The organism is Streptomyces tirandamycinicus (genome assembly GCF_003097515.1).
GTDB classification, from domain to species: domain Bacteria; phylum Actinomycetota; class Actinomycetes; order Streptomycetales; family Streptomycetaceae; genus Streptomyces; species Streptomyces tirandamycinicus.
Map to the genome: position 1 here is coordinate 3390192 of NZ_CP029188.1, position 11951 is coordinate 3402142.

11 protein-coding genes are annotated in these 11951 nt (G+C 68.5%); 6 read left to right on the plus strand and 5 right to left on the minus strand.

Translation table 11 applies throughout. The annotated features are described in order from the left end of the window. Positions 1–20: 20 nt before the first annotated feature. The 6 genes from murJ to trxA all read left to right on the plus strand — a co-directional run bounded on the left by murJ (position 21) and on the right by trxA (position 7203). Complete coding sequence (gene murJ / locus DDW44_RS15000) at positions 21–2234, plus strand: murein biosynthesis integral membrane protein MurJ (protein ID WP_108906757.1); 2214 nt, start codon at positions 21–23, stop codon at positions 2232–2234. Between the two features lie 120 nt (positions 2235–2354). Next, positions 2355–4076, plus strand: coding sequence for a protein kinase family protein (locus DDW44_RS15005; RefSeq protein ID WP_206307204.1), 1722 nt, complete (start codon positions 2355–2357; stop codon positions 4074–4076). Positions 4077–4108: 32 nt separating this feature from the next. Then, on the plus strand, positions 4109–4813 hold the full coding sequence (gene sigM / locus DDW44_RS15010; protein ID WP_108906758.1) for an RNA polymerase sigma factor SigM: 705 nt from the start codon (positions 4109–4111) through the stop codon (positions 4811–4813). Further along, positions 4810–5727, plus strand: coding sequence for a hypothetical protein (locus DDW44_RS15015; protein ID WP_108906759.1), 918 nt, complete (start codon positions 4810–4812; stop codon positions 5725–5727). Before sigM ends, DDW44_RS15015 begins: the two co-directional genes overlap by 4 nt. Before the next feature lie 125 nt (positions 5728–5852). Next, the gene (gene trxB, locus DDW44_RS15020; RefSeq protein WP_108906760.1) at positions 5853–6815 is read left to right on the plus strand and encodes a thioredoxin-disulfide reductase; all 963 of its coding nucleotides are present in this window, start codon (positions 5853–5855) and stop codon (positions 6813–6815) included. 46 nt (positions 6816–6861) lie between these two features. Continuing rightward, positions 6862–7203, plus strand: a complete 342-nt coding sequence (trxA, locus tag DDW44_RS15025) for a thioredoxin (protein ID WP_108906761.1) — start codon at positions 6862–6864, stop codon at positions 7201–7203. A gap of 89 nt (positions 7204–7292) precedes the next feature. Here the strand turns inward: trxA and DDW44_RS15030 are convergent, their stop codons facing one another. The 5 genes from DDW44_RS15030 to DDW44_RS15050 form a co-directional block, all read right to left on the minus strand. After that, a complete protein-coding gene (locus DDW44_RS15030; protein ID WP_017946333.1) occupies positions 7293–7910 on the minus strand; it encodes a GNAT family N-acetyltransferase in 618 nt (205 codons plus the stop codon). A gap of 298 nt (positions 7911–8208) precedes the next feature. After that, the gene (locus DDW44_RS15035; protein WP_208647964.1) at positions 8209–9285 is read right to left on the minus strand and encodes a ParB/RepB/Spo0J family partition protein; all 1077 of its coding nucleotides are present in this window, start codon (positions 9283–9285) and stop codon (positions 8209–8211) included. Beyond that, a complete protein-coding gene (locus DDW44_RS15040) occupies positions 9282–10358 on the minus strand; it encodes a ParA family protein (protein WP_108906763.1) in 1077 nt (358 codons plus the stop codon). Before DDW44_RS15040 ends, DDW44_RS15035 begins: the two co-directional genes overlap by 4 nt. A 260-nt stretch (positions 10359–10618) precedes the next feature. Beyond that, on the minus strand, positions 10619–11335 hold the full coding sequence (rsmG, locus tag DDW44_RS15045) for a 16S rRNA (guanine(527)-N(7))-methyltransferase RsmG (RefSeq protein WP_017946336.1): 717 nt from the start codon (positions 11333–11335) through the stop codon (positions 10619–10621). A gap of 103 nt (positions 11336–11438) precedes the next feature. Beyond that, entirely contained in the window at positions 11439–11951 is a 513-nt protein-coding gene (locus tag DDW44_RS15050; RefSeq protein WP_018890677.1) for a Jag family protein, read from the minus strand.

The window sequence follows — 11951 nt, forward strand, 5'->3', positions numbered from 1 at the left end:
GACGATGAGGTGGGGTAACCATGAACGCGCCGTACGACGGTGACCGCGGGCAGGGCGCGGACGGCACCGCGCCCCCCTCGGGCGCTCCGTACCCCTCGCACGGCCCGCAGCAGGCGGAGCAGCCACCGGCGGCCCAGGTACCGCCGCAGGCGGGCGAAGCGGCCGACGACCCGTACATCCAGGATGCGTACGACCACGATCCTTACCGTTCCCGGGACCTCTCGGCCCAGGACCCCGTGTCGGAGGCGCTCTACGACCGCGCCGCGCATCCCCCACCGCCTCCGGGCAGCTTCCAGCAGCAGCAGCCGCTGTACCAGCAGCCCCCAGCTCAGCAGCCCGCTCCGGACCCCCGGATCTGGGCCCAGACCCCGCCACCCGAACCGGATGGCCCGTCGCGCCGTCTGCCCTACGGGGACGATGCCCGGTCCGTGCAGTTCACCGGCGTCGACGACCTGGTGACCAGGGCCGGCGAGGACAAGACGGAGCACGACGCGTTCGCCCACCTCTACCGGGACCAGCAGGCCGGTGGGCGCCCCGTGGCGGCGGCGGAACCGGAACCGGAGCCAGCCCCTGCTCCCACTCCCGCTCCCGGCAAGGGAAGCGGCGGACGAGCGTCGGGGCTGCTGAAGTCGAGCGCCGTGATGGCCGCCGGAACCATGGTGTCCCGCCTCACCGGCTTCGTCCGGAGCCTGGTGATCACTGCCGCACTCGGCGCCGCGGTGCTCGGTGACGCCTACACGATCGCCCTGACCCTGCCGACGATGATCTACATCCTCACGGTGGGCGGGGGGCTGAACTCGGTCTTCGTCCCGCAGCTCGTCCGCGCGATGAAGAACGACGAGGACGGCGGCGAGGCATACGCCAACCGGCTGCTGACCCTCGTCATGGTGGCTCTCGGCGTGATCGTCCTGATCGCCGTGTTCGCGGCCCCGATGCTGATCCAGGCTCTCTCGCCGACGATCGCCGGCGAGCCGCCCGCCAACAGCGTCGCCGTCACCTTCGCCCGCTTCTGCCTGCCCACCATCTTCTTCATGGGTGTGCACGTGGTCATGGGGCAGATCCTGAACGCCCGTGGCAGGTTCGGCGCGATGATGTGGACACCGGTCCTCAACAACATCGTCATCATCTTCACCTTCGGGCTCTTCATCTGGGTCTACGGCAGCTTCTCCGAATCCCGAATGAGCGTGCAGACGATTCCCCCGGAGGGCGTACGACTGCTTGCGGTCGGCACGCTGCTGGGCCTGGTCGTCCAGGCGCTCGCGATGATCCCGTACCTCCGCGAGACGGGCTTCCGCTTCCGCCCACGGTTCGATTGGAAGGGCCAGGGCCTCGGGAAGACCTTCAAGCTCGCCAAGTGGACCGTGCTGTTCGTCCTCGCCAACCAGGCGGGTGTACTCGTGGTCACCCAGCTCTCCACCGCCGCAGGTGCGGCCTCCGACAAGGACGGGGCGGGTTTCCTCGCGTACTCGAACGCCCAGCTGATCTGGGGAATGCCCCAGGCGATCATCACGGTGTCGGTGATGGCCGCTCTGCTGCCGAGGATCTCGCGGGCCGCTCACGACGACGACGCCGGCGCGGTCCGCGACGACATCTCCCAGGGACTTCGCAACTCGGCGGTCGCCATCGTGCCCGTCGCCTTCTCCTTCCTGGCGCTGGGCGTCCCGATGTGCACCCTGCTCTACGCGTCCGCGGGTAACGAGGCGGCCCGCTCCATGGGCTTCATCCTGATGGCCTTCGGTCTCGGTCTGATCCCCTACTCGGTGCAGTACGTCGTCCTCCGCGGCTTCTACGCCTACGAGGACACCCGCACGCCCTTCTACAACACCGTCATCGTGGCCGCGGTCAACGCCGCCGCCTCGGCCGCCTGCTACTTCCTCCTCCGGCCCGAATGGGCCGTGGTGGGGATGGCCGGCTCCTACGGCCTCGCGTACGCCGTCGGTGTCGGGGTCGCATGGCGACGGCTGCGGAACAGGCTGGGCGGCGACCTCGACGGTGCGAACGTGGTGCGCACCTACGCGCGGCTGTGCCTGGCCTCCCTGCCGGCGGCCGCAGCGGCCGGTGCCGTGGCCTACTTCGTGCTGAAGGCCCTGGGCGAGAACGCGCTCGGATCGCTCGTCGCACTCGTCGCGGGCGGTGCCATGCTCCTCGGAGTCTTCTTCACCGCGGCACGGAGAATGAGGATCCAGGAGCTCAACACCCTGGTCGGGATGGTCCGCGGCCGGCTCGGCCGATAGCGACCGCGGCCCCAGCACAACCATCGTCCGCCACCGCGTGTCGTGCATAGCAGCGGACTGTGGGCACAATTGGCATGGCTGTTGGATATGGCTCAACGGATGGGGAGGCAGGGAACGACGGTGGCGGAACGTAGCACGGCTGCCGTCGACGTGGCCGACAACAGCGGTGACGACCCGCTGGCCGCCCAGGCGGACAAGGCCGCGACCGACGGGGAGGCGCACGCCGACGAGGCGGCGGAGCAGGACGCTCACGACAGGGGCGGCGAACGGAAGAACCGTGAGCGGCCCACAGGCACCACGCTCGAACTGCACAGCGGCCACACCCTCGCCAGACGCTACCGGCTTGAGGAGTGCGTCACCCGTCTGGACGGATTCAGCAGTTGGCGTGCTGTCGACGAGAAGCTGCGCCGCGCCGTCGGGGTGCACATCCTGCCCGCGGACCATCCCCGGACGCGATCCGTGCTGGCCGCGGCCCGGTCCGCGGCCCTGCTGGGCGACCCGCGTTTCGTGCAGGTGCTGGACGCCGTCGAGGAGGACGACCTCGTGTACGTCGTCCACGAGTGGCTGCCCGACGCCACCGAGCTCACCGCCCTGCTCGCCGAAGGGCCGCTGGAGGCCCATGACGCCTACCAGTTGGTCAGCCAGCTGTCCCAGGCCATGGCCGCGGCCCATCGGGAGGGCCTCGCCCATCTGAGGCTCACTCCCGGGGCCGTACTCCGCAGCTCCACGGGGCAGTACCGGATCCGCGGCCTCGCCGTGAACGCCGCGCTGCGGGGCATCAGCGCCGACCGCCCCCAGCGCACGGACACGGAGGCCATCGGCGCCCTGCTGTATGCGGCGCTGACCCAGCGCTGGCCCTACGAGAGCGACGCCTACGGTCTCTCGGGACTCCCCAAGGGCGTCGGGCTGCTCGCCCCCGACCAGGTGCGTGCCGGCGTCCATCGGGGGCTGTCCGAGCTCGCCATGCGGGCGCTGGTCAACGACGGGGCCACTGCCTCGCGTCAGGAGCTTCCCCTCACCACCCCGGACGAGCTCGCCAAAGCGGTGGCGGCCATGCCCCGCGTCCGTCCCCCGGAACCCGCCTTCACCGCCCCTCCGGAGTACCAGCGCACCACCTATCAGCAGGGCACCTACGGCCGCGCGTCGGCACACCCCGGCCGCCCCACCCAGCCGGTGACGATGCCGCCGGCGCCCCTGGAGAGCCGCACCGGCAAGCTTCTGAAGTGGACGGTGTCCGCCCTGCTCATCGCCGCTCTGGGACTCGGCAGCTGGCAGATCGCCGACAAGCTCCTGGACCGTGGCCGGCCGACCGACGAACCCGGGAACAGCCGGACCACGGACGAGGAGCGGAACGACAAGCCGAAGAAGCCGGTGCCGCTGGCCATCCAGAACGCCAGGGAGTTCGCGCCCGACGGCACCGCTCAGAACGCAGAGGACGCCGGCAACACCCACGACGACGACGCCGGCTCCTTCTGGCGCACCAATAGCTTCCGAGACGGTCCCGACCTGCATCCCAAGGTCAAGAAGGGCGTGGGAATCGTCTACGACCTCGGCACGGAGCAGGACGTGACATCGGCGGCCATAGCGCTCCGCTACGGGGGCGACTACACCAAGATCGCCCTGTATGCGACGGACTCCCTGTCGCCCTCAGGCTCGGTCGACTCCATGAAGAAGATCGCGGATGGTCAGTCCAGTGCCACCTCGCTCACGCTCACGGCGACGGAACCGGTCAGGAGCCGCTATGTGCTCCTGTGGATGACCGCGATGCCCTACGCGCCGGACAACAACTTCAGCAGCGCCGGCTACAAGCAGGCGATCACCGATGTGAAGTTCACCGGCTGACACCAGCGCCACGAGGGGGAGGGGGCTCACGGTTGGACAACGCCACGCTCGGCGACGCGAGCGACCAGGAACTCCTGGATCGGCACGTCGCCGGGAATCCGGACGCCTTCGGTGAGCTGGTGCGCCGCCACCGTGACCGGCTCTGGGCAGTGGCCCTGCGCACGCTGGGTGACCGGGAGGAAGCCGCGGACGCGGTGCAGGACGCCTTCGTCTCCGCTTTCCGTGCCGCCCACACGTTCAGGGGGCAGTCCGCCGTGACGACCTGGCTCCACCGCATCACCGTCAATGCCTGTCTCGACCGAGCCCGCAAGGCCGCGTCCCGCAGGACCTCGCCGGTGGACGACACCGAGCGGCTGGAGCAGCTCCTCGAGCCCCATGAGTCCGCCGAGGCTCCCGCAGAGCGCCAGGACCTCCACCGTGAGCTCCTGGCTGCGCTCGCGACGCTGCCGGTCGACCAGAGAGCGGCTCTGGTGCTCGTCGACATGCAGGGCTACCCGGTCGCTGAGGCGGCTCGTGTGCTGGACATCCCGACCGGAACCGTGAAGAGCAGGTGCGCACGCGGCCGGGCCCGCCTGGTTCCTCTGCTGACGCATCTCCGCCGTGAAACGAGGGATAAGCGCGACCCCGCAGGGGGAAGGAACCGGACGCCTGGGGGATCCGTCCCACCGGCGACCGGAGAAAGGGACCCAGGGCCGAATGGTCCTGCTGCTGTGAAGGGCGGAGGTGGACGCACGTGACCTCCACGACCGGCACGGCTCAGCACCCGGACGTGTCCGAGATCGCCGACCTCACCGAAGGCCTCCTCCCACCGACCCGCCAGGCGGCCGTGAGGAAGCATCTCGAGGGCTGCGAGCTGTGCTCCGACGTTCGCGCCTCACTGGATGAGATCCGCGGCCTGCTCGGCACCCTGCCCGGCCCCCAGCGCATGCCCGCCGACATCGTCGGCCGCATCGATGCGGCTCTGGCTGCCGAGGCACTGCTCGACGCCACCGCGCCCGACAGCGCACCGGCCGATGTTTCACGTGAAACATCGGTCATCGCCCGGCGGGCGGAGTCCTCCCCCTCCGGTCGCCCCCCAGGGCACGCTGCCGCGACCACCGGACCGGGCCGCCTCTCTTCGGCCCGTCGGCGGCGACGCGTCACCGTCGTGACAGCCGCGTTCGGCGCTGCCGCCGCAGGCGTCACCGTGCTGCTTCTGCAGACCTCGGCGGGCACAAGCGGCGACACATCCGAGATGAAGACGGACACTGCCGCAAGCGCTCCGACAGGCGGCCATGAGATCACGGCGGCCACGCTGCAGGCACGGGTGAACTCGCTTCTGACCTCCGAGAGGACGCCGAAAGACTCCGGGAGCTGGACGGTGACCGGCCCTCGAGTGGAGAAGAACAGCTCCGTCGGCGCGGAAGCCACACCCCTGCGCTCAGCGGCCGTCACGGTGCCTGCCTGCATCCAGAGGAGCACAGGCCGCACCGAGGCGGCGATCGCCGTCGATCAGGGCACGTTCGAGGGCAACCAGGCCTTTCTGGTGGTGCTGCCGCACGCCGAGGACGACTCCCGGGTGCAGGCCTACGTCGTAGCGGCGGCATGCGTGGACACAGCACCCGCGGGCAAGGGGGAGCTACTGCTCACCCATGCCTACCCTCGCTCCTGAGAACAGCCTCCGTGCCGCTCCGCGACTGCGGGAATGCATGCCCCGTAGGATCCGTTGGGTGGGGTGAGAGTCGTTGACCGGCCCCATGAGGCAGTAGGCAGTCTGCAGAGACGAGGAAGAAACCCGTGAGCGACGTCCGTAACGTGATCATCATCGGCTCCGGGCCGGCCGGCTACACGGCCGCGCTGTACACCGCGCGCGCGTCGCTGAACCCGCTGGTGTTCGAGGGCGCCGTCACCGCTGGTGGCGCCCTGATGAACACCACCGACGTGGAGAACTTCCCCGGCTTCCGCGACGGGATCATGGGCCCGGATCTCATGGACAATATGCGGGCGCAGGCGGAGCGGTTCGGCGCCGAACTGGTCCCGGACGATGTCGTCGCCGTCGATCTGGCCGGAGAGATCAAGACGGTCACGGACACGGCGGGCACAGTGCACCGCGCCAAGGCGATCATCGTCGCCACCGGCTCGCAGCACCGGAAGCTCGGTCTGCCGAACGAGGACACCCTCTCGGGGCGCGGCGTCTCGTGGTGCGCCACCTGTGACGGCTTCTTCTTCAAGGACCAGGACATCGCGGTCGTCGGCGGCGGTGACACCGCCATGGAGGAAGCCACCTTCCTCTCCCGCTTCGCCAGGTCCGTCACCGTCGTCCATCGCCGCGACAGCCTCCGTGCCTCCAAGGCCATGCAGGAGCGCGCCTTCGCCGACCCGAAGATCAAGTTCGCATGGGACAGCGAGGTCGCCGCGATCCACGGGGACCAGAAGCTCACCGGCCTGACCCTGCGAAACACCAAGACCTGCGAGAGCAGCGAGCTGGCCGTCACCGGACTGTTCATCGCCGTCGGCCACGACCCGCGCACCGAGCTGTTCAAGGGCCAGCTGGAGCTGGACGAGGAGGGCTACCTGAAGGTGGACGCTCCGTCGACGCGCACCAGCCTCGCCGGCGTCTTCGGTGCCGGTGATGTCGTCGACCACACATACCGGCAGGCCATCACCGCTGCCGGCACCGGATGCTCCGCCGCCCTGGACGCCGAGCGCTTCCTCGCCGCCCTCGCGGATGAGGAGAAGTCCGCAGCAGCGGCCGTCTGACCTCATCTCGCCTCTCCACCCCAACCCGTACGTTAAGGAGTCCACCGTGGCCCTCAAGACCGTGACCGATGCGACCTTCGAAGAGGAAGTCCTCAAGAGCGACAAGCCTGTGCTGGTCGACTTCTGGGCCGAGTGGTGCGGTCCGTGCCGCCAGATCGCCCCTTCTCTGGAGGCCATCGCCGCCGAGCACGGCGAGAAGCTCGAGGTCGTCAAGCTCAACATCGACGAGAACCCGGCCACGGCCGCGAAGTACGGCGTCATGTCCATCCCGACGCTGAACGTCTACCAGAACGGCGAGGTCGCCCAGACCATCGTCGGCGCCAAGCCGAAGGCCATGCTCGTCCGTGAGCTCGACGCCTTCCTCAGCGACGAGGTCGCCAAGTCCTGACGCTCCAGGTTTCACGTGAAACACGAATGGGGCCAACCCTCGCGGGTTGGCCCCATTCGGCTTCTCTGCCTCACCACGCTCCGGAACCCTTACAACGGCCGGAGAGCGGGCTCCTTCTGTACCGCGCCCAGAAGCCGGTCAAGGGCAAGCTCCACATCTTCCTTCCAGGAGAGCGTCGTGCGCAGCTCCAGTCTCAGCCGGGGATGGGTGGGGTGCGGGCGGACCGTCTTGAAGCCCACCGCAAGAAGATGGTCGGCCGGCAGCACACAGGCCGGCTCGGTCCACCGTGCGTCGCCGAACGCCTCGATCGCCTTGAACCCTCGACGCAGCAAATCCTTGGCGACGGTCTGCACCATGACTCGCCCCAGCCCCTGCCCCTGGTATCCGGGGGTGATCCAGGCAGTCATCAGCTGTACGGCATCGGGGGACACCGGGCTGGTGGGGAAGGCGGTCGAGCGGGGTACATACGCGGGCGGCGCGTAGAGCACAAAGCCGACGGGAACATCGTCGACGTAGACGACGCGGCCGCACGATCCCCACTCGAGCAGGACGGCCGAGATCCAGGCCTCCTTCTCAAGCTCTGGCTTGCCCGCCCTTACTGCTGCTTCTCCGCTGACTGGATCAAGCTCCCAGAAGACACAGGCCCGGCAGCGCTTGGGGAGGTCTGAAAGGTTGTCCAGCGTGAGCGGTACGAGCCGACGTCCCATGACGGCTGTTCCTCACTTCCTTCGACTGCCGCGCCAAGAGCTGCGGACAGCGCGCTCCGCTCGCGGAGCAGGCTGCCGATGAATCCGCCGACCGCGCCAATGCCCAGTCCGGCTGTCAGTAGGTGGCCGCGGCTCACCGATCGCATGGCTCGCCTTCCTCTGAGATGGGTCAAGGTGGATGCGCCGTACCAGAACGCATCGTATCCACCCAGCGGGGACACGCCTACTGTGAGACGGCAAAGGGCGGATCGTGTCCGACCGCGGGACACGATCCGCCCTGAACGAGTGAAGCGAGGTCTCAGACCTGCTCGTCCTCCTCGGAGGATTCCTTCTCCATGACCCGCCCCTCACCCGGGGCGAGCGTGCCGAGGATGCGGTCGAGATCCTCTATCGAGGCGAACTCGACGACGATCTTGCCCTTCTTCTGGCCGAGGTCGACCTTTACCCGGGTCTCGAAGCGGTCGGAGAGCCGGGATGCAAGATCCGTGAGCGCGGGGGACAGCCGAGTGCCGGCTCGAGGCCCCTTGGACTTCGGTGCGCTCGTCGGACGTGACGCCAGCAGGGTCACGATCTCTTCCACCGCTCGCACCGAGAGGCCCTCCGCCACGATGCGGTGAGCCAGCCTGTCCTGCTCCTCGGAATCCTCCACCGAGAGCAGAGCTCTGGCGTGACCGGCGGACAGCACACCGGCCGCCACCCGGCGCTGCACCGGAGGAGAGAGACGGAGCAGACGCAGCGTGTTGGACACCTGAGGCCGTGAGCGTCCGATCCGGTCGGCCAGTTGGTCGTGGGTGCAGTTGAAGTCCTTGAGCAACTGGTCGTAGGCAGCTGCCTCTTCCAGTGGATTCAGCTGGGCCCGGTGAAGGTTCTCCAGGAGCGCGTCCAGAAGAAGCTTCTCGTCGTCGGTGGCACGCACGATCGCGGGGATGCGCTCAAGGCCCGCCTCCCGGCAGGCTCGCCAACGGCGCTCCCCCATGATGAGCTCGTACCGCTCCGGGCCCAGTTGCCGCACGACGACCGGCTGGAGAAGCCCCACCTCCCTGATGGAGGTCACCAACTCCGCCAGCGCGTCCTCGTCGAAAACCTCACGCGGTTGCCGGGGGTTGGGGGTGATGGCATCCAGCGGCACCTCGGCGAAGTGCGCACCGGCCGGCGACGTCGGCTCAGCAACAATCTCCGGCTCCGGTTCTGCCACACGCTGCTCGGGCGTGCGGGGCCCAGCGGGAAGCGTCGCAACCTTCGCGGCGGCCACACCGCGCTCCGTGGTCAGAACCGGGGATCCGGATGAGGCGTCGGAAGGGCCCGACTTCTCCTGCGGAGCTGCCGGGATCAGTGCACCGAGCCCACGCCCCAGACCTCTACGTCGCTCGCTCACTGGATCCCCTCCGAAACACTCTGCTGGCTGTTCTGGCTGAGCGCATGTGCGGGATGGGCCTCATAGTGAATCCCCACACCGCGCAGCGCGATCTCACGGGCAGCCTCAAGATACGACAGTGAGCCGCTGGAACCCGGGTCGTAGGTGAGGACGGTCTGCCCATAGCTGGGCGCCTCGGAGATTCGGACGGACCGCGGAATGCTCGTTCGCAGTACCTCGTCCCCGAAGTGGCTGCGCACCTCCTCCGCAACCTGGGACGCGAGCCGGGTGCGACCGTCGTACATGGTGAGCAGGATCGTCGAGACATGGAGCGCGGGGTTGAGGTGTCCGCGTACCAGGTCGACGTTCCGCAGGAGCTGCCCCAGTCCCTCCAGCGCGTAGTACTCGCACTGGATGGGAATGAGCACCTCGGCACCCGCCACAAGCGCATTGACCGTCAGCAGACCGAGCGACGGCGGACAGTCGATCAGGATGTAGTCCAGCGGCTGCTCATACGCCTGGATCGCTCGCTGCAGTCTGCTCTCCCGTGCCACCAGAGACACCAGCTCGATCTCCGCGCCGGCGAGATCGATGGTGGCCGGGGCGCAGAAGAGCCCTTCGACGTCCGGGACCGGCTGGACCACATCGGAGAGCGGCTTGCTCTCCACAAGGACGTCGTAGATCGAGGGCACTTCGGCATGATGGTCGATACCGAGGGCCGTGGACGCATTCCCCTGTGGATCAAGATCGACCACCAGGACGCGCGCCCCATGCAGGGCCAGCGAGGCAGCAAGGTTGACGGTTGTCGTCGTCTTGCCCACCCCGCCCTTCTGGTTGGCGACGACGATGACACGCGTCTTCTCAGGTCGGGGAAGACCCTCACCGGCACGGCCCAGAGCCTCCACCGCCAGTTGGGCAGCACGTCCAATGGGGGTGTCGTCCATCGGCGGCGGTGTTTCACGTGAAACATCCTCCCCCGCGGACTCGGTACGGGGACCAGGGACCGGATCGGTCATCGGCCCCGCGATGTTGGCGTCGGACCGCAAGGATTCACTCTCCTCGACTTCAGGCTCGCGATGAAGAGAGCCTGCCATGGTTTCGGGGTCCCGAACCAGCGAGGTCGGTGGTTCTGTGGAGAATTCCACCTCTGTGGACAACTCCGTAACCCTCGCGAGGGGCTTGCGGTCCCGCGGCGCGGCAGCCGCACGGCCACGGCTGATGATTCCCTGCAGCAGTGAGCGACGTTTCACGTGAAACACGATGCACACAACGCAAGGCCACGCCGTTACGACACTCCGAAATGCGTACGTACCGGGGACGCCGGTCCGAAATCGGACACCGGCGATGGAGCAGTCTAGCGACGACGGCGGGCGCGACCGGCCCGGGCAGCCTTGGCCCTCTTGGCAGCGAATCGCACCCCGCCGGGGCTCTCCCCGACCTCCACGCGCACCACGGTGGACAAGGGGTCGACGATTCCCTGTCCGACCTGGAGCACCGAGGTCTCCACCACACCGAGCTTGCTCAGAGCCGCCCGGGCCCCGTCGAGCTCCTCCTGGGCGGTGTCGCCCTTGAGAGCGAGCATCTCCCCATAGGGGCGAAGCAGTGGCACTCCCCATCCGGCAAGCCGGTCCAGGGGTGCCACGGCCCGCGCGGTGACCACATGCACGGCAGGCAGCGTGCCGAGCATCTCCTCGGCCCGGCCGCGCACCACCGTGACATGGTCCAGACCCAGCAGCTCCACGACTTCCTGGAGAAAGTTCGTCCGACGCAGAAGCGGCTCCAGCAGGGTGATCTTGAGATCGGGCCGGACAAGAGCCAGTGGAATCCCCGGCAGTCCGGCGCCGGAACCCACATCGCACACCGTGACCTGCTCCGGGACGACCTCGGAGAGCACCGCACAGTTCAACAGATGCCGCTCCCACAACCGCGGCACCTCACGAGGGCCGATCAGACCGCGCTTGACTCCCGCATCCGCGAGCAGCTCCGCGTACCTGACCGCCTCGGGGAAGAACTCACCGAACACCGTCCGCGCCTCTTCTGGCGCCTGGGGAAGCTCTGCTGCCTCCGTCACCGGAACCGTCCTTCCATACCGCACCGCGCTGTGGTGCCGAGTTACCAGGCTGACAAAATTCGGCCCCGCCTGCGAACAGACGGGGCCGACAGATGCTGTGAGATCAGGCAGGGAGAACGACGACGAAGCGCTGCGGCTCCTCGCCCTCGGACTCGCTGCGCAGACCGGCGGCCGCGACCGCGTCGTGAACGACCTTCCGCTCGAACGGGGTCATGGGCTTCAGCTTCACGGGCCCGCCCGTGCTCTTGACCTCGGCCGCCGCCTTGGCCCCGAGCTCCGCGAGCTCGGCCCGCTTGTTGGCTCGGTAGCCCGCGATGTCCAGCATCAGGCGGCTGCGGTCCCCGGTCTCCCGGTGGACGGCCAGCCGGGTCAGCTCCTGGAGCGCCTCCAGCACCTCGCCCTCACGGCCCACGAGCTTCTGCAGGTCACGGCTGCCCGTGTCACTGATGATCGATACCGAGGCCCGGTCCGCCTCGACGTCCATGTCGATGTCGCCGTCGAGATCGGCGATGTCGAGCAGGCCCTCGAGGTAGTCAGCGGCGATCTCCCCCTCCTGCTCCAGGCGGGTCAGGGTGTCGCCACCCTCGGCGGCGGCGGAGGTGGTGCCTTCCGTCAC